We start from the raw sequence: 16,785 nt of genomic DNA on the forward strand, positions 1-16,785 counted from the left end.
TCGGCGGTTAACCGATTAAAAAGTCTGACCAAGGGAGAACTGGAAGACCTGAGTATCAGCATCATCCGGTTCTTTGACTGGCATTGCCAAGCTAAAGCTCAACGGTCCAAGCGCGGTAATCCAAGTTAAACCGACACCGACCGAGCTGGCCATGTTGCCAAATTCAATGTTGCAGCTGTCGCTCTCCGCTTTTTGCGCAGAAGAGCAATTGGTATCAAATACATTACCTACGTCCCAGAACAGCGAGGTACGCAGTGAACGCTGATCCTTCACAAACGGTAGTGGGAACAACAGCTCTGCACCACCTTGAACCAGTACGTTACCACCGAAGGGTAGCGGGTCTTGGTCAGGGTCGGTGTAGCGACCATTAGCATCCTGCACACCGTAAATAATCTCGCCCTGGTCATTACGTACAACACTTGGCGTACTGCGCGGGCCCAGGCTGCTGTCTTCGAAACCACGGACCGAGTTGAAACCACCGGCGTAGTAGTGCTCGTAGAACGGCAGTTCCGAGGTTGAACCGTAGCTGTCGCCGTAGCCCAACTGGGTATGGAAACGCATGGTGTAGTTGTCGCTCAGCGGCGTGAATATCTGGCCGCGGTAATCAAGTTTGTAGAACGAAAGATCACTACCCGGAATGGTGGTTTCAAGCACCAGGCTCTGCGAGTGACCACGGTTAGCCAGGACACCACGGTTGAGCGTGGACTCAGACCAGCCGATCGAGGCCTTGAAGTTCAGGTAACTGTCGCCTTCCTCTTCAAGGAAGTCATAGATTTCATCCACCGTATAAATACCGGTGTCGATGTCATCTTGCTGAACAGTCAGACCATAGGTCAGGCGCGAGGTTTCGCTGATTGGATAACCAATGCTCATGCCCGCACCGTAGCTGTCTACCGAGTAGCTTGCGACGTCAGTGTCGAGCTCATCGTAGTCAGTTTCACGGAAGAACAGGTTGTAACCCAAGCTGACACCGTCTGGCGTCCAGTAGGGGTTTACGAAGCCGAAGTTATAGCGGCTCTGGTATTCACTACGGGTCAAACCAAGGCTTACCTTGTTACCCGAACCGAGGAAGTTGTTCTGGGTGATCGAGCCACCGAGAATCAAACCGGCGTTCTGAGCGAAACCAACGCTGGCGGTAATGGAGCCCGACGCCTGCTCTTCAACGCTGTAGTTGACGTCGATCTGGTCATCAGTGCCCGGCACGGCTGGCGTTTCAACGTTCACTTCTTTAAAGAAGCCAAGACGCTCAAGTCGCGTTTTAGACTGATCGATCAGGTAAGTTGAAGCCCAGCCCCCTTCCATCTGGCGCATTTCACGGCGCAGAACGTCGTCTTCAGTCTTGGTGTTGCCACGGAAGTTGATGCGGTTAACGTATGCACGCTTGCCCGGATCAACAACAAACATCACCGACACGGTGTGATCGTCATCATGGGGCTCTGGCACACCATTCACGTTGGCAAAGGTATAACCCTCATTACCCAAGCGACGGGTAATCAACTCAGAGGTGGTGGTCATGACTTTACGCGAGAACACCTGGCCTTCTTTGACCAGCAGCAATTTGCGCACTTCGTCTTCCGGGACCTTGAGATCACCACTCAGACGCACGTCGCGGATTTTGTACTTCTCGCCTTCATCGATGTTTACAGTGATATAGACGTGCTTTTTATCAGGCGTAATCGAGACCTGAGTCGAAGCGATGTCCATATTGATGTAGCCGCGATCAAGGTAGTAAGAACGCAGGCGCTCCAAGTCACCGGAGAGTTTTTCACGGGCGTACTTGTCATCATTTTTGAAAAACGACAACCAGTTGGTGGTCTTCAGCTCAAACAGGCTGGTCAAATCTTCGTCAGGGAAGACGGTATTACCCACCACGTTGATGTGCTGAATGGCAGCAACTTCGCCTTCATTGATATTAACCTTCAATGCGACGCGGTTACGTGGCTGCGGGATCACCTCGGTTTCAATATTGGCAGAGTAACGGCCTTGAGAAACGTATTGGCGCTGCAATTCGTTGCGCACCCCTTCAAGGGTTGCACGCTGGAAAATCTCACCCTCTTCAAGGCCCGACTGATTGAGGCCTTTGAGGAGATCTTCGGTCGTGATCGCCTTGTTACCTTCGATTTCGATACTGGAGATCGAAGGACGCTCAACCACAGTAATAACCAGCACATTGCCATCACGGCCAAGCTGGATATCCTGGAAGAAACCGGTTTTAAACAGCTCACGCGTCGCTTCAACTAAGGAGCGATCATCGGCTTCACCACCGACATTCAACGGCAAGGCACCGAATACGCTGCCAGCGGACACCCGTTGGAGGCCGTTGACTCGAATATCGGAGATGGTGAAGGACTCGGCGTGAACTTCGGCGATCATCAATGCGGCGAGAACCACAGGTAGCAGCAGACGTTTCATGAAGTCCTTTCTTATTCCAACTGGCGATAAAAAATCTGCCGCTAAAGGCGACAGATTTGTAATTCAGAAGCGGTTACAGTCGACTTAGATCATTAACCAGGGCAAGCAACATCACCCCAACCACTAAACTAATGCCAATCTGCATCCCCCAACCTTGCACCCGTTCAGACAATGGGCGACCACGCACCCACTCGACCAGATAAAAAAGCAGGTGCCCCCCATCCAGCACAGGGATAGGCAAAAGATTGAGAACCCCCAAGCTAATACTGAGATAAGCAAGGAAGTTTAAAAAATCCCCTACGCCTGACTCAGCTGAAGCGCCCGCCACTTTAGCAATGGTTATCGGCCCGCTCAAGTTTTTTACCGAGAGCTCGCCAAACAGCATTTTCTTTAAGGAGTCGAGAGTCAGCACACTCATGGTCCAGGTGCGCTTAACACTCTCTGCAACGGCCTCCAGAGGCCCGTAGCTGACTTCGCGCAGCATTTCCGGCGGCCAATCGACAGGTTTGACTCCCGCGCCGAGATAGCCACTACGAGCGCCTTCCTCGCCTCGCGCCGCCAGCGTCACCGCAACATCTTGCTGCTGCCCAGCGCGAATAATTTGCACGGTAACCGCCTTACCCGGCAGTGCACGCACCTGATCGACCACTTGCTGCCAGTCTTTCAGGGGCTCGCCATCAAGCGCGACGATCTCATCATCGACCCGTAAACCTGCTGCAGCAGCCGGCCCCTTAGGGTCAATTTCAGCCAGTACAGGCTTTATTTCCGGACGCCATGGACGAATCCCCAGCGCAGCAATTGGGTCTGGCTCCTCAACACCTTTAAGCCAGTCTTTTAGCTGGATTTGTTCTGAACTTTCTGCAGTTGAGCCCGGGTTCTTGATGGTTACATCAAGCACACCACTCTCACCCAAGCGCCGAACCAGCTGTAAATTAACCGCTGACCAACCATTGGTCGGTTCGCCATTAATTGCAACAATTTCCTGCCCCGTCTGCAAGCCAGCATCGGCGGCCAAGCTTGCCTCTGCCACTGCACCAATGACCGGGCGCACCTGTTGGCTACCCAGCAGTGCGACACACCAGAAGAATGCAATTGCCAGCAAAAAGTTGGCAATCGGCCCTGCCGAAACAATGGCGATGCGCTGACCAACGGTCTTGCGATTGAACGAACGATGGGCCTCTTCTGCAGGCACTTCACCTTCACGCTCATCGAGCATTTTGACGTAACCGCCCAAAGGAATCGCCGCCAGCACGAATTCAGTGCCTTGACGGTCATGCCAGCGTAACAACGGTGTACCAAAGCCCACGGAGAAACGCAGCACCTTGACACCACAGCGCCGCGCCACCCAGAAGTGACCGAATTCATGAAAAGTAACCAGCACCCCTAAAGCAATCAGGGTCCCGGCAATCATATACAACGCACTCATCGCGCTTCTCCGCGTTGGTTAACGCATTGTTGTGCCAGTGTCCGCGCACGGCTATCCGCGGCAAAGACAGCTTCCAGGCAAGTGACCGCAGTCGATGCCTCACTGCTGAGCACAGTGTCAATGATACCCGCGATTTGCACAAAACTGATCTGACGCTGCAAAAATGCCGACACGGCCACTTCATTCGCTGCATTAAGCATGGTCGGGGCCGTACCCCCCTGCTCTGCCGCCTCACGGGCCAGACGCAGGCAAGGGAAACGTTGTTCGTCAGGCGCTTCAAAGTCCAGGCGCGCCAACGCAAACAGATCAAGCGCCGCAACACCTGAGTCAATACGCTCTGGCCATGCCAGCGCATGACTAATAGGCGTACGCATATCTGGGTTACCCAACTGCGCCAGTACCGAGCCATCGACGTAGTCGACCAAGGAGTGGATGACACTCTGCGGATGAATCACCACCTCGATCTGTGCAGGCTTTGCGTCGAACAACCAGCAGGCCTCAATCAGCTCAAGGCCTTTATTCATCATACTGGCGGAATCGACTGATATTTTCTGCCCCATGGACCAATTGGGGTGCGCACAGGCTTGCTCTGGCGTGACAGTAAGCAACTGATCAAGAGGCGTTTGCCGAAAAGGCCCGCCCGATGCCGTTAACAAAATACGCCGTACACCAACGTGCTCAAGCCCCCGGGAATAATCACCCGGCAGGCACTGGAAAATAGCATTGTGCTCGCTATCGATGGGCAACAGCACGGCACCGCTTTTGGCCACGGCCTGCATAAATAAAGCGCCGGACATCACCAGCGCTTCTTTATTAGCCAGCAGCACCTTCTTGCCCGCCTCAACGGCAGCCAAGGTTGGCCGCAAGCCCGCAGCACCGACTATTGCAGCCATCACCGTATCAACTTCAGGGTGGGCAGCAACCTGACACAGGGCGTCCTCACCAAAAATCACATCGGTTTTCGAACCCGCAGCCGCCAGCGACGCTTGCAAACGCTTAGCGCTAGGCGAGTCGGCCACCACGGCGAATACCGGCTGATGCTGCAGGCACAGTGCTTGTAATTCATCCAAGCGGCTATGCCCACTGAGGGCAAACACCTGATAGCGATCAGGGTGCCGCGCAATCACGTCAAGCGTGCTTATACCAATGGAGCCCGTGGCACCCAGCACGGTGATTTGCTGAGGATTCACAGATTGCCCCAGCCAGACAACAGCAGCAGAACGGCAAACACAGGAATAGCGGCGGTGAGGCTATCAATACGATCAAGCACACCACCATGGCCCGGCAGCAAATTACTGCTGTCTTTAACCCCTGCCTGACGCTTGAACATACTTTCGGTCAGATCGCCCACCACCGAGATCATCACCACGATGGCCGCGCCGAGCAGCGCCCAGACCATCTCGCCAGCACTCCAGCTACGTACCAAACCGACGACTAAGGTAATCAGCAAGCAGGTGCACAAACCACCAATGGCACCTTCCCAGCTTTTCCCAGGACTGACCTGCGGGGCTAGCTTGCGCTTGCCGAAGGCCTTGCCAGAAAAGTAAGCACCAATATCAGCAGCCCAAACCAACACCATCACGGCGATGATCAGCCAATTGGCCAAAGGCCACTGCTTAAACAGCACCAAACCCTGCCAGGCAGGCAACAAAATCAATAAGCCGATGATCAACTTACGCGGCGCACCGGCCCAATACTTGCTGCTCTGCGGAAACCCCAGAACCAGCCACGTGGCAACGCCCCACCAGACAATTGCCAGCAGCAACACCGGCGTCGCCAGAACAGGCACCAAGTAGAGCAGCCAACACAACACAGCAACCAGTGCCGCGTAAGCGACACGCAGTGGCTGCGACTGAAACCCAGCTAAACGCGCCCACTCCCAACCACCAAGACTCACCACTGCACCGATAAACAGTGCAAACGCAGCGCCACCCAGCAAAAAGAAGCCGCACAGCGCGATGGGTAATAACACCAACGCCGTTATGATTCGTTGTTTAAGCATTACCCGCCTCAGATTCTACCTGCGCGCTGGTCTTACCAAAGCGCCGCTGCCTGGTCGCGTAATCAGCAAGCGCCTTACGCATAGCGTCGTGCTTAAAGTCAGGCCAGAACAGGTCTGTGAAATACAGTTCACTGTAGGCTAATTGCCACAGCAGAAAATTACTGATGCGATGCTCGCCACCGGTGCGGATACACAAATCAGGCAGAGGCAAGTCGCCAGTTGCCAAGCAGCTCTGCAGCAGTTGCGGGGTTATATCGTTGGGCTGCAAATGACCACCCTGCACTTCGCGCGCCAAGCGCTGCGCAGCCTGAGCAATATCCCACTGGCCACCGTAGTTAGCGGCAATTTGCAGAATGAAGCGTTTTTCGCCCGCGGTTTGCGCTTCAGCCTCACGCATTGCAGTTTGCAACTCAGGATGGAAGCGCGAACGGTCACCAATAATTCGCAGACTGATGTCATTGTCATTGAGTTTGCGCGTTTCACGGCGCAGGGCACTCATAAACAACTCCATCAAAGCGCCAACCTCATCAGCTGGGCGCTGCCAGTTCTCACTGGAAAAAGCGAACAGGGTCAACACCTCAACCCCGGCTTCAGCACAGACCTCAATAACCGCACGAACAGCATCAACACCGGCTTTATGACCGGCAACACCCGGCAACAGGCGTTTCTTCGCCCAGCGATTGTTGCCATCCATAATGACGGCCACGTGGCGCGGCACTACTGCCGGACCACCCTCTTTGGCTTTATCCATAACGATTCCTGACCGTCAGACGGCCATCAGATCCGCTTCCTTGCTCTCCAGAGCCTTATCGACTTCAGCTACAGACTTGTCGGTTAGCTTCTGGATTTCATCAGCGGCGCGACGCTCATCGTCCTCGCTGATTTCTTTTTCTTTTTCCAGGTCTTTCAGCTGCGCCAGAGCATCACGGCGGATGTTGCGCACGGCAACACGGGCGTTTTCAGCTTCGGCACGGGCTTGCTTGGTATAACCCTTACGCGTTTCTTCGGTCAGGGCAGGCATAGGCACACGAATAGTAGTGCCAGCAGTGGCCGGGTTAAGGCCCAGGTCAGACGTCATGATGGCTTTTTCAACAGCCTGGATCATGCCCTTATCGAACACGTTCAGCGCCAGGGTGCGCGAATCTTCAGTCACCACGTTAGCGACCTGACGCAGCGGTGTATCAGTACCGTAGTAGGACACCATCACGCTGTCGAGAATGCTTGGATGCGCGCGGCCTGTACGAATTTTGGCAAACGCCACATTCAGTGACTCGAGGCTCTTACTCATGCGTGACTGAGCATCTTTCTTGATCTCGTTAATCATTCTTCACCTTCCTCGATCAGGGTACCTTCAGCGCCACCTACAACAACATTCAACAGGGCACCGGGCTTATTCATATTGAAGACTCGCAGCGGCATATTATGGTCGCGGCACAGGCAGATGGCAGTCAAATCCATCACACCTAACTTGCGATCCAGCACCTCGTCATACGTCAGGCGCTCAAATTTCTCTGCGTGTGGATCTTTAAATGGATCCGCAGTGTATACACCATCGACCTTGGTTGCCTTCAATACCACGTCAGCGTCGATCTCAATGGCACGCAAGCATGCAGCTGAGTCAGTGGTAAAGAACGGGTTACCGGTACCAGCGGCAAAAATAACCACCTCACCGGTTTTCAGATGGCGCATAGCCTTACGACGGTCGTAGTGATCAGTCACGCCAACCATGGAAATCGCAGACATCACGATTGCCGGAATATTTGAACGCTCCAGCGCGTCGCGCATGGCCAAGGCGTTCATTACAGTAGCCAGCATCCCCATATGGTCGCCAGTCACTCGATCCATTCCGGCGGCGCTCAATGCAGCACCACGGAACAGGTTACCACCACCGATCACCAGACCGACTTGCAAACCGATACCTACCAGCTGACCCACTTCAAGGGCCATGCGATCGAGCACCTTGGGATCGATGCCAAACTCTTCCGATCCCATTAGGGCTTCGCCGCTTAGTTTGAGCAGAATGCGCTTATAACGCGGTTGACGACCACTCACCTGCTGAGCCATTACAGTCTCTCCTGCGGCGTTAAGATTCTAAGAAACCCTGAAAAACTACTGCGCTAGGTAATTGCTGGGTTGAAACGCTGCTCGATAGGCTCATTTAGGGCATCTAAACTGCGCCATCTCGCACCCCTTCACCTTGCACTCCCGTCGCTCGTTGCGTTTTTCAGCGGATTCCTATGCGGATAATACAGCCCACAATTATCGAGCACTTCGACAACAACCGGGGCTTTTATATAGCAAAAGCCGAAAATAATTCTCAAGACCGGCCAAGGCAAACCTTTGAAAACATCTTGAATCGGGAGCACAAGGCCAATAGCCGAGCAGTTTACGCGAGGTCACCCGCAGCGTAAGCAGCTTTTGAACCGCACCGATTCGCCCAGTCGCTTTCAGGGGCATCCTAAATAGCCGCCCTAGTTTGACAAAAAGGCCGCACGCATAAGCGGGCAGCCTCTTTGGGACGACAGTTTTTAGACCGTCTTACTGCTTGCTGGAAGCCAGCTGTGCAGCTACTTCAGCAGCGAAGTCAGTTTCGCCTTTATCGATACCTTCACCCACTTCGAAGCGGGTGAACGAAACGATTTCAGCGCCAGCTTTCTTCACCAGATCGCCAACTTTGATGCTGTCGTCTTTAACGAAAGCTTGTTCAACCAAGCTCGCTTCAGCCAGGAACTTGCTGATACGACCGGCAACCATTTTCTCAACGATTTCAGCAGGCTTGCCTTTGATTTTCTCTTCGTTCAGTGCCAGGAAAATTTCTTTTTCCTTGGCAACTGCTTCTTCAGAGACTTCAGCCGAGCTGAGGAACTGAGGATTGCTGGCCGCAACGTGCATAGCGACTTCTTTAGCCAGCTCAACGTCGCCGCCCTTCAGAGCAACCAGGACGCCGATGCGGTGACCGTGCAGGTAAGAACCAACAACGTCAGCTTCAACGCTGGCCAGACGACGGATGTTTACGTTCTCACCCACTTTAGCAACCAGTGCTTCGCGGTCAGATTCCATGGCCGCAACCAGTGGAGCTGCATCAGTCATGTTCTCAGCAAATGCTTTCTCGATGCTGCTGCTGACGAATTTTTTGAAATCGTCTTGCAGAGCCAAGAAGTCAGTCTGGGAGTTAACTTCGATGATCAAAGCACGCTTGTTATCGTCAGCCAATTTGATTGCGATAGCGCCTTCAGCAGCGATGTTACCGGCTTTTTTGGCAGCCTTGATGGCACCAGCAGCACGCATATCGTCGATTGCTTTTTCGATGTCGCCACCGGCAGCAGTCAGGGCTTTTTTACAGTCCATCATGCCTTGGCCAGTACGCTCACGCAGTTCTTTAACCAGGGCTGCAGTAATCTCTGCCATGTTCGAAATCCTCTTAGTTAGGTCTTCAACCATCTCACCCGCCAAGCGGGCGATGAATTCTATAAGTGACAAAAAGGGGGCCAAGCCCCCTTTTTGCGTAGCGAGTAACGCTTACTACTTAGCCTTGAGCGGCTTCAGCAGCCGGGGCTTCAGCGACGAATTCGTCGGTGCCACCGTTAGCATTGCTACGACCACGAACAACTGCGTCAGCCATGGCACCCATGTACAGCTGGATGGCACGAATGGCGTCGTCGTTACCCGGGATGATGTAATCAACACCTTCTGGGCTGCTGTTGGTATCAACAACACCAATTACTGGGATGCCCAGCTTGTTGGCTTCGGTGATAGCAATGCGCTCGTGATCAACGTCGATAACGAACAGAGCGTCTGGCAGACCGCCCATATCCTTGATACCACCCAGGCTGCGATCCAGTTTTTCCAGATCACGGCTGCGCATCAGGGCTTCTTTCTTGGTCAGCTTGGTGAAAGTGCCGTCTTGCGCCTGAACTTCGAGATCACGCAGACGCTTGATCGAAGCACGGATGGTTTTGTAGTTAGTCAGCATGCCGCCCAACCAGCGGTGATCGACGAACGGTGAGTTGCAGCGAGCTGCTTCTTCACGAACGATCTTGCCAGCGGAACGCTTGGTGCCAACGAACAGAATCTTGTTTTTACCGGAAGCCAGCTTCTCAACGAAAGTCAGAGCTTCGTTGAACATTGGCAGGGTTTTTTCAAGGTTGATGATGTGAATCTTGTTACGCGAACCGAAGATGTACTTACCCATTTTCGGGTTCCAGTAACGGGTCTGGTGGCCGAAGTGCACACCGGCCTTCAGCATATCGCGCATATTGACTTGGGACATGGTCGTTCCTTAATAAGTCGGGTTAGGCCTCCACGCATCCCAATCTCCAACCCCTTGCTTAAAAACAAGCGGCACCCAGGAAATCGTGTCGATACGTGTGTGGGTTTGTGCTTTTGGACAGGCTGCCCATGAAAGCGGCGCGTTTTATACCACAATAACCGACCATAAGCTACACGCCGATTACGGCAAAACTTCAAGACGGTTACCTTTGCCCTTATAGAATGCACCTCTAAGCTGTTACCATAAGCCACTTTTCTGCATGCCCGAGACCCCATATGACCGTCACCATCAAGTCGCCCGAGGAAATCGAAAAAATGCGCATCGCCGGCCGCTTGGCCGCTGACGTATTGGAGATGATCGGCGAACACGTCAAACCCGGTGTGACCACCGAGGAACTCGACCGCATCTGCCACGACTATATTGTTAACGTGCAGCAGGCTATTCCTGCCCCGCTTAACTATAAAGGCTTCCCGAAGTCGATCTGCACCTCGATCAACCACGTTGTCTGTCACGGCATCCCGAACGAGAAGCCGCTCAAGGAAGGCGACGTACTGAACATCGACATCACCGTGATCAAAGATGGTTACCACGGCGACACCAGCAAGATGTTTATGGTTGGCAAAGTCCCAGAGTGGGCTGAGCGCTTGGCCAAGATCACCCAGGAATGCATGTATAAAGGTATTGAACTGGTCAAGCCGGGTACACGCCTGGGCGATATCGGTGAAGTGATCCAGAAGCACGCTGAGAAAAACGGTTTTTCTGTAGTTCGCGAATACTGCGGCCATGGTATTGGTGCAGTCTTCCATGAAGAGCCGCAAGTGCTGCATTACGGCCGCGCGGGCACAGGCATGGAACTCAAGGAAGGCATGACCTTTACCATTGAGCCCATGATTAACCAGGGCCGCGCCGAAACTCGCCTGTTGGGTGACGGTTGGACGGCAATCACCAAAGACCGCAAGCTTTCTGCACAGTGGGAGCACACGATTCTGGTGACCGCCAACGGCTACGAGATCTTCACGCTGCGCAGCGACGACACCATCCCTCGCGCATCAGCTTGACAGGTACAGGTCGCCTCACCGGCAATCAATTCTGATTGAGTATTTTGTCGCGTTATAAAAGGAAGACCTTTGCATGCCGCAGGTAGATCCTCAGTTGTTCGACCGTGGGCAGTTCCAAGCGGAACTTGCCTTGAAGTCCAGCCCGATCGCGGCCTTCAAAAAAGCCATTAAGCGCGCCAATGACGTGCTTAACGCTCGCTTTTATGAGGGCCGTGAAGTGCGCCGCCTGGTTGAGGATCGCGCCTGGTTTGTCGACCAGATCCTGCGTGAAGCCTGGCTACGGCTCGACTGGTCGGAAGATGCCGACATTGCCTTGCTCGCCGTTGGTGGCTACGGCCGTGGCGAGCTGCATCCGTTTTCCGATATCGACCTGCTGATATTGCTCGACAATGCCGATCACGAGACTTTCCGCGAGCCGATTGAGCAGTTCCTGCTCCTGCTGTGGGACATTGGTCTGGAAGTTGGACAAAGCGTGCGCTCAGTCAATGAGTGCGCCGAAGAGGCGCGAGCCGATCTGACTGTCATCACCAACCTGATGGAAAGTCGTACCATTGCAGGCCCAGAGCGTTTGCGCCAGCGCATGCAAGCGGTGACCAGCCCCGAACAAATGTGGCCAAGCCAAGCGTTCTTTCTGGCCAAGCGCAAAGAGCAAAAAGCACGCCACGCCAAGTACAACGACACCGAGTACAACCTTGAGCCCAACGTCAAAGGCTCACCGGGTGGCCTGCGCGACATCCAGACCATTCTCTGGGTCGCACGCCGGCATTTCGGTACGCTTAACCTGCAATCAATGATCGAGCAGGACTTCCTGCTGAAAACCGAATACACCATGCTCGCCTCCAGCCAGGACTTCCTGTGGAAGGTGCGTTATGCCTTGCACATGCTCGCAGGCCGCGCCGAAGATCGCCTGTTGTTTGACCATCAAGCGCAGATCGCCGAAATCCTTGGTTTCGAGAGCACCGAGGGCAAACGCGGCATCGAACAGTTCATGCAAAAGTACTACCGCGTGGTCATGGGCGTTGCCGAACTTAGCGACCTGATCAAGCAGCACTTTGAAGAACAGATTTTGCGGGCTGGCGAACGCAGCACTGCAACTGGCTTGAACAGCCGCTTCCAATTGCGCGATGGCTATATCGAGGTGACGCACCCGAATGTGTTCAAGCGCACCCCTTTTGCGATACTCGAAGTCTTTGTGTTGATGGCACAACACCCGCACATAAAGGGTGTCTGTGCTGACAGCATTCGCCTGCTGCGTGATCACCGCCACCTGATTGACGATGAGTTTCGCAACGACATTCGCAACACCAGCCTGTTTATTGAACTGTTCAAAAGCCCCTCGGGCATCCACCGCAACCTGCGCCGGATGAACCGTTACGGCATTCTGGGTCGCTACCTCCCTGAGTTTGGCCATATTGTCGGGCAGATGCAGCACGACCTGTTCCATATTTTCACGGTCGATGCCCACACTCTTAACCTGATCAAGCACCTGCGCAAGTTCAAATGGGTGGAAATGGCCGAGAAGTTTCCACTGGCCAGCAAACTCATGGACAAGTTACCCAAGCCTGAGCTGATCTATCTGGCAGGCCTGTATCACGACATAGGCAAAGGCCGCGGCGGTGATCATTCGGAACTCGGCGCAGTGGATGCCGAAGCCTTTTGCGTGCGCCATCAGCTGCCCGACTGGGACACCAAGCTGATTGTCTGGCTGGTTCAGCACCACCTGACCATGTCGACCACTGCGCAGCGCAAAGACTTATCAGACCCGCAAATCATCCATGACTTTGCCATGCTGGTCGGCGACCAAACCCACCTTGATTACCTGTACGTGCTGACCGTCGCCGATATCAACGCAACCAACCCAACGCTGTGGAACTCATGGCGTGCAAGCCTGCTGCGCCAGCTCTACACCGAGACCAAGCGTGCGCTCAATCGCGGCCTGGAAAACCGTCTGGAACGTGAAGAGCAAATCCGCTTGACCCAAACCGCGGCGCTGGACACCCTAGTGCGCAGCGGCACTGACCCCGATGAAGCTGAGCAGCTTTGGTCTCACCTCGGTGACGATTACTTCCTGCGCCACACGGCCAGCGATGTAGCGTGGCACACCGAGGCAATCATCCAGCACCCCAATGACGGCAATCCGCTGGTGTTGATCAAGGAAACCACTCAGCGCGATTTTGAGGGCGGCACTCAGCTGTTTATTTACGCTCAGGATCAACACGACTTCTTCGCCGTAACCGTGGCCGCGATGGCCCAGCTAAACCTGAACATTCATGATGCGCGAATCCTGACCTCGACCAGCCAATTTACCCTCGACACCTATATTGTGCTCGAAGGTGATGGCAGCTCGATCGGTGATAACCCGGAGCGTATCAAGCAAATCCGCCAAGGCTTGATCGATGCACTGATCAACCCGGACGACTACCCGAACATCATTCAGCGCCGCGTGCCGCGCCAGCTCAAACACTTTGATTTTGCTCCGCGGGTGACTATTCACAATGACGCCAAGCGCCCGCTAACAGTGATTGAACTGACAGCCCCTGATCGCCCCGGACTGCTGGCCCGGATCGGGCGTATCTTTCTGGATTTCGACCTGTCCATCCAGAACGCCAAGATCGCCACGCTCGGCGAGCGCGTAGAAGACGTATTCTTCGTGACCGACGCCAATAATCAGCAACTATCTGACCCAGAGCTTTGCATGCGGCTACAGGAAACCATCGTCTCGCAACTCAGTGATGCGAGCACTGTGGGCAGTGAGCCGAGCAAAATTACCATTTGAACCCGACAGCTACCGCCAGGCGGATACGCCCAGCGCTGAAGACGTTGCCAGGAAAACACCATGAACGACGCGTTAAACCAGTTACAGCCTTACCCGTTCGAGAAGCTCCGCGCCCTGCTCGGCAGCGTGACACCGAACCCTGAGAAAAAGGCAATCGCCCTGTCGATTGGCGAGCCCAAGCATCGCTCACCAGACTTCGTCGCCAAGGCACTGAGCGATAACCTTGAGCAACTGGCTGTTTACCCGACCACCCTGGGCATTGCTGCACTGCGTGAAGCCATCGCAAAGTGGGCTAGCCAGCGTTTCAGCCTGCCAGCCGGGGCGCTAGACCCAGCGCGCCACGTGCTGCCGGTTAACGGCACCCGTGAGGCGTTATTCGCCTTCACGCAAACGGTGGTTAAGCGCGCACAAAACGGTGAGCTGCCCGGCTATGTGGTCAGCCCGAATCCGTTTTATCAAATTTATGAAGGCGCAGCCTTTCTTGCCGGGGCCGAGCCTCACTACTTGCCCTGCCTTGAGCAACACGGTTTCAACCCAGACTTCTCTGCCGTCAGCGATGACGTCTGGCAGCGCTGCCAGATCCTGTTTCTGTGCTCACCGGGCAACCCAACCGGCGCACTGATCCCGCTCGACACCTTGAAGCACCTGATCAAACTGGCTGACAAATTTGACTTCGTCATTGCCGCAGATGAGTGCTACAGCGAACTGTACTTTGATGAAGCCAACCCGCCAGCCGGGCTGCTCACTGCCTGCGCAGAACTGGGCCGCAACGACTTCAAACGCTGCGTGGTTTTTCACAGCTTGTCGAAGCGCTCCAACCTGCCGGGACTGCGCTCGGGCTTCGTCGCTGGTGATGCCGATATATTGAAATCGTTCCTGCTGTATCGCACCTACCATGGCTGTGCCATGCCGGTGCAGACTCAACTGGCAAGCATTGCCGCCTGGAACGATGAAGCCCACGTGCGCGCCAACCGCGACCTGTACCGCGAGAAGTTCGATGCCGTGCTGGCCATTCTAGAGGGTGTGCTAGAGGTGCAGCGACCAGACGGCGGCTTCTACCTTTGGGCCAAAACCCCAGTGGACGACGAAACCTTCACCCGCGATCTCTTCGCCCAAGAACACGTCACGGTCGTACCCGGCTCCTACCTGTCGCGTAGCGTTAACGGCACTAATCCAGGCGCAAATCGTGTACGCATGGCACTGGTTGCACCATTGGCGGAGTGCGTTGAAGCCGCAGAGCGGATACGTGATTTCGCCAAAAACCTGCCCGCCTGAGCAAGCATCAGTGAGCCACCTGGGTTATAGGTGGCTCGCCCTCAGCGCTTGCGGTATATCCATCAACCGACAAGCAAGCAGTATTGCGCTACCAGGTGTAACCAGCGCCAATAATCACAGTGGTTTCACCTTTGCTATCGATCAGCGGGCTATCGGCGATACTGCTGTCATAGTGCTCATAAGCCAACGAAGCCGTTCCCAGCCAATTCTTGCTAAAGCGGTAGGTGGTAATCAACGACACCATCGGCGAAAGCGTAGCGCCCGTGGAATAGCGTGGCCGCTCAAAGGTCGCCTCCGAGGCTGAAACTCCACCGAAGTAATAATTAGCCAGTTTGCTAGAGCGCCAGACGACACCTGTACCCGGCATGATCAGCCAGCGATCGTGCACCCATGGAAAATCAGCCCAGAGCAACGCCTCCTGGCCATTACTGGCGCCGGTGACATCGGTTGCCGCTCTCGCGGTCAACAGCGCGTATGGTGTGATCAGGTTGACCCCTAACCCGGCTTCCAATTCAGTCCTGCGTTTATCCATTCCCTCAAATTCGCGCTCATCATCCGGATCAAGATTTCCGAAGCGCACTCGCCCATAAGCAAAAGCCGCAAAACGCTCATCCCGGTGGAAGTAATATCGCGCGCGATCGCCCAAATACAGGGTGTCATTACCGAAGTAAACCAAGCCAGGTATCAGGTAGTTCTCAGAGCCCGCTGCCTCATATCGTTCACTGGTGCCGATGGCGACCGCCCCCACAACCAGCCCGCGAGGGATGGGAGAGCTGTCTGAATCGGTTGAGAGTAAATGCAAGGAGCCAGCCTCAATATCAGCATGAGCCGCCTGCATCGTCATCAGCACGCCGGTACACGTAACCAGCGTCGATAACACCGCGTGACAAAACACCGTTTTCATCTAAATCGCCCCATAACGTATCTCAATCTGATGTACAGAGTGACTGCACTGCACCCACACACAAGCGCGTTTAAGCATGGTCACGCTCAATTGTGGCTCACTATTTGAAACTCGCCTGGTAAGGGCTCTCAGGCGTAGCCGTTTTGTCAAAATAACCGGTGCATCATTGCTCACCACACAAAACGGACATACAGGGCCTGAACCAACAGGCGCAGCACCGAATGAAACGACGTGGCATAATTGGCTGCTGAATTATCGAGGAGTTTTGGCGAAACCCAGTAAGTCTTAGGGTTCGCCATATAAATCAATGACCTGCGTACTATTTGGCATTAAAGCCTGCGACACCATGAAGAAGGCACGCACCTGGCTCGACGAGCACAACGTGGCCTATAGCTTCCATGATTACAAAGCCGTGGGCATTGACCGCGGCAATTTGCAAAAATGGTGCAATGAACATGGCTGGGAGATCGTACTCAACCGTGCTGGCACTACTTTCCGCAAGCTGGACGAAGCGCAGAAAAGCGACCTCGACCAGAACAAGGCCATCGAACTGATGCTGGCCCAACCGTCGATGATTAAACGCCCAGTTCTTGATCTAGGCGACAGAACCCTGGTGGGTTTCAAACCTGACCGTTATGCAGCCGAGCTGGCTTAACGCACCT

14 protein-coding genes are annotated in these 16,785 nt (G+C 54.5%); 4 read left to right on the forward strand and 10 right to left on the reverse strand.

Annotation, left to right across the window (positions count from 1 at the left end; genetic code table 11):
* Positions 1 to 15: 15 nt before the first annotated feature.
* The 9 genes from bamA to rpsB form a co-directional block, all read right to left on the reverse strand.
* On the reverse strand, positions 16 to 2,412 hold the full coding sequence (bamA, locus tag ACIGCM_RS04000; protein WP_397500718.1) for an outer membrane protein assembly factor BamA: 2,397 nt from the start codon (positions 2,410 to 2,412) through the stop codon (positions 16 to 18).
* A 73-nt stretch (positions 2,413 to 2,485) separates the two neighbouring features.
* Positions 2,486 to 3,838, reverse strand: a complete 1,353-nt coding sequence (gene rseP / locus ACIGCM_RS04005) for a sigma E protease regulator RseP (RefSeq protein ID WP_397500719.1) — start codon at positions 3,836 to 3,838, stop codon at positions 2,486 to 2,488.
* On the reverse strand, positions 3,835 to 5,028 hold the full coding sequence (ispC, locus tag ACIGCM_RS04010; protein ID WP_397500720.1) for a 1-deoxy-D-xylulose-5-phosphate reductoisomerase: 1,194 nt from the start codon (positions 5,026 to 5,028) through the stop codon (positions 3,835 to 3,837). Before ispC ends, rseP begins: the two co-directional genes overlap by 4 nt.
* On the reverse strand, positions 5,025 to 5,840 hold the full coding sequence (locus ACIGCM_RS04015) for a phosphatidate cytidylyltransferase (RefSeq protein ID WP_397500721.1): 816 nt from the start codon (positions 5,838 to 5,840) through the stop codon (positions 5,025 to 5,027). Before ACIGCM_RS04015 ends, ispC begins: the two co-directional genes overlap by 4 nt.
* On the reverse strand, positions 5,833 to 6,591 hold the full coding sequence (gene uppS, locus ACIGCM_RS04020) for a polyprenyl diphosphate synthase (protein WP_397500722.1): 759 nt from the start codon (positions 6,589 to 6,591) through the stop codon (positions 5,833 to 5,835). Before uppS ends, ACIGCM_RS04015 begins: the two co-directional genes overlap by 8 nt.
* 15 nt (positions 6,592 to 6,606) lie before the next feature.
* Positions 6,607 to 7,164 carry a ribosome recycling factor gene (gene frr / locus ACIGCM_RS04025; protein ID WP_397500723.1) on the reverse strand — a complete coding sequence of 186 codons (558 nt, stop codon included), beginning with the start codon at positions 7,162 to 7,164 and terminating at the stop codon, positions 6,607 to 6,609.
* The gene (pyrH, locus tag ACIGCM_RS04030; protein ID WP_087517757.1) at positions 7,161 to 7,904 is read right to left on the reverse strand and encodes a UMP kinase; all 744 of its coding nucleotides are present in this window, start codon (positions 7,902 to 7,904) and stop codon (positions 7,161 to 7,163) included. Before pyrH ends, frr begins: the two co-directional genes overlap by 4 nt.
* Positions 7,905 to 8,378: 474 nt before the next feature.
* Positions 8,379 to 9,248, reverse strand: coding sequence for a translation elongation factor Ts (tsf, locus tag ACIGCM_RS04035; protein WP_397500724.1), 870 nt, complete (start codon positions 9,246 to 9,248; stop codon positions 8,379 to 8,381).
* A gap of 118 nt (positions 9,249 to 9,366) precedes the next feature.
* Entirely contained in the window at positions 9,367 to 10,110 is a 744-nt protein-coding gene (rpsB, locus tag ACIGCM_RS04040; RefSeq protein WP_397500725.1) for a 30S ribosomal protein S2, read from the reverse strand.
* A 275-nt stretch (positions 10,111 to 10,385) separates the two neighbouring features.
* Between rpsB and map the strand changes: the two genes are divergently transcribed.
* The 3 genes from map to dapC all read left to right on the forward strand — a co-directional run bounded on the left by map (position 10,386) and on the right by dapC (position 15,219).
* Positions 10,386 to 11,168, forward strand: a complete 783-nt coding sequence (map, locus tag ACIGCM_RS04045) for a type I methionyl aminopeptidase (protein ID WP_397500726.1) — start codon at positions 10,386 to 10,388, stop codon at positions 11,166 to 11,168.
* A gap of 73 nt (positions 11,169 to 11,241) precedes the next feature.
* On the forward strand, positions 11,242 to 13,944 hold the full coding sequence (locus tag ACIGCM_RS04050) for a [protein-PII] uridylyltransferase (RefSeq protein ID WP_397500727.1): 2,703 nt from the start codon (positions 11,242 to 11,244) through the stop codon (positions 13,942 to 13,944).
* A 60-nt stretch (positions 13,945 to 14,004) separates the two neighbouring features.
* Positions 14,005 to 15,219 carry a succinyldiaminopimelate transaminase gene (gene dapC / locus ACIGCM_RS04055; RefSeq protein ID WP_397500728.1) on the forward strand — a complete coding sequence of 405 codons (1,215 nt, stop codon included), beginning with the start codon at positions 14,005 to 14,007 and terminating at the stop codon, positions 15,217 to 15,219.
* An 88-nt stretch (positions 15,220 to 15,307) separates the two neighbouring features.
* Here the strand turns inward: dapC and ACIGCM_RS04060 are convergent, their stop codons facing one another.
* Positions 15,308 to 16,123 carry a MipA/OmpV family protein gene (locus tag ACIGCM_RS04060; protein ID WP_397500729.1) on the reverse strand — a complete coding sequence of 272 codons (816 nt, stop codon included), beginning with the start codon at positions 16,121 to 16,123 and terminating at the stop codon, positions 15,308 to 15,310.
* Between the two features lie 307 nt (positions 16,124 to 16,430).
* Between ACIGCM_RS04060 and ACIGCM_RS04065 the strand changes: the two genes are divergently transcribed.
* On the forward strand, positions 16,431 to 16,778 hold the full coding sequence (locus ACIGCM_RS04065) for an ArsC family reductase (RefSeq protein ID WP_397500730.1): 348 nt from the start codon (positions 16,431 to 16,433) through the stop codon (positions 16,776 to 16,778).
* Positions 16,779 to 16,785: the final 7 nt, after the last annotated feature.

The organism is Pseudomonas sp. NPDC078700, assembly GCF_044542375.1.
Lineage (GTDB): Bacteria > Pseudomonadota > Gammaproteobacteria > Pseudomonadales > Pseudomonadaceae > Aquipseudomonas.

Coding starts and splice junctions, on each gene's coding strand:
- bamA (WP_397500718.1), bottom strand. CDS start 2,412: ATGAAACGTCTGCTGCTACCTGTGGTTCTCGCCGCATTGATGATCGCC.
- rseP (WP_397500719.1), bottom strand. CDS start 3,838: ATGAGTGCGTTGTATATGATTGCCGGGACCCTGATTGCTTTAGGGGTG.
- ACIGCM_RS04015 (WP_397500721.1), bottom strand. CDS start 5,840: ATGCTTAAACAACGAATCATAACGGCGTTGGTGTTATTACCCATCGCG.
- uppS (WP_397500722.1), bottom strand. CDS start 6,591: ATGGATAAAGCCAAAGAGGGTGGTCCGGCAGTAGTGCCGCGCCACGTG.
- frr (WP_397500723.1), bottom strand. CDS start 7,164: ATGATTAACGAGATCAAGAAAGATGCTCAGTCACGCATGAGTAAGAGC.
- pyrH (WP_087517757.1), bottom strand. CDS start 7,904: ATGGCTCAGCAGGTGAGTGGTCGTCAACCGCGTTATAAGCGCATTCTG.
- tsf (WP_397500724.1), bottom strand. CDS start 9,248: ATGGCAGAGATTACTGCAGCCCTGGTTAAAGAACTGCGTGAGCGTACT.
- rpsB (WP_397500725.1), bottom strand. CDS start 10,110: ATGTCCCAAGTCAATATGCGCGATATGCTGAAGGCCGGTGTGCACTTC.
- map (WP_397500726.1), top strand. CDS start 10,386: ATGACCGTCACCATCAAGTCGCCCGAGGAAATCGAAAAAATGCGCATC.
- ACIGCM_RS04050 (WP_397500727.1), top strand. CDS start 11,242: ATGCCGCAGGTAGATCCTCAGTTGTTCGACCGTGGGCAGTTCCAAGCG.
- dapC (WP_397500728.1), top strand. CDS start 14,005: ATGAACGACGCGTTAAACCAGTTACAGCCTTACCCGTTCGAGAAGCTC.
- ACIGCM_RS04060 (WP_397500729.1), bottom strand. CDS start 16,123: ATGAAAACGGTGTTTTGTCACGCGGTGTTATCGACGCTGGTTACGTGT.
- ACIGCM_RS04065 (WP_397500730.1), top strand. CDS start 16,431: ATGACCTGCGTACTATTTGGCATTAAAGCCTGCGACACCATGAAGAAG.